General features: G+C 69.0%; 1 protein-coding gene. It reads left to right on the plus strand.

Features of this window, described 5'->3' with window-relative positions; all coding sequences use genetic code 11:
- Positions 1 to 2 precede the first annotated feature (2 nt).
- The coding region (locus tag AB4099_RS35185; RefSeq protein ID WP_441481503.1) for an HlyD family type I secretion periplasmic adaptor subunit at positions 3 to 1065 on the plus strand (1063 nt) is incomplete at its 3' end.

A 1065-nucleotide genomic window follows, 5' to 3' on the forward strand; every position in this document is an offset into this window, starting at 1 on the left:
ATATGCTTGCCGGCACGGCGCTCGCCCTGCTCTTGGTCGTCGGCTGCGGCGGCTGGGCTGCCAGCGCCCATCTCAACGGCGCCGTGATCGCCCAGGGCTCGGTCAAGGTCGACCAGAACCTCAAGGAGGTGCAGCATCGCGACGGCGGCATCGTCCAGGCGATCGGGGTGCGCCAGGGCGACCGGGTCGAGGCAGGCCAGACCCTGTTCTGGCTCGACGATGTCCAGACCAAGGCCGAGCTCTCGATCATCCGCTCGCAGCTCGGCGAGAATCTCGGCCGCAAGGCCCGCCTGATCGCCGAGCGCGACAATCTCGCCGCGATCACCTTCCCGGCCGAGCTCGCCAGGGTCTCCGACGAGGCGGATCAAATCATCCAGGGCGAGACCCGCCTGTTCGACGGCAACCGCACCAACCGCGAAAGCCGCAAGGAACAGCTCGAGATCAGCATCGTCCAGTCCGGCGAGGAGGTGAAAGGCCTCGAGGCCCGCCAGGTCGCCAAGGTCGAGGAACTGCGCCTGGTCGAGCTCGAGCGCAACAAATATCTCGGCCTGTTCCAGAAGGGCTTCATCGACGGTACCAAGGTCTACAACATCAACCGCGAATGGGCCCGCCTGCTCGGCGAGCGCGGCGAGATCGAGGCTTCGATGGCCCGCGCCCGGCTGCGCATCAGCGAGGCTCGCCTCCAGATCATCGCCGTCGACGAGACCGCCCGCACCGAGGCCCAGCGCGAGCTGCGCCAGGTCGAGGCCAAGGTCTCCGAGCTCAGCGACCGGCGCCTGGCCAGCGAGGACCGGCTCTCGCGCTCCGAGATCCGCGCCCCGATCGCCGGCCTCGTCAACGAATTGACTGTCTTCACCGTCGGCGGCGTCATCACCCCGGCCGCCCGGCTTGCCACCATCGTGCCGGGCGAGGCCAAGCTCACCGTCGAGGTCAGGATCGCGCCGACCGATATCGACCAGGTCAGGCCGGGCCAGCCCGCCCGCCTGCGCTTCTCCGCCTTCGCCAAGAACGCGACCCCGGAGCTGCCGGGCAGCGTCAGCCATCTCTCCCCGGCCACCACCCGTG

It is taken from the genome of Allobosea sp. 2KB_26 (assembly GCF_052115715.1).
Classification (GTDB): Bacteria; Pseudomonadota; Alphaproteobacteria; order Rhizobiales; family Beijerinckiaceae; genus Allobosea.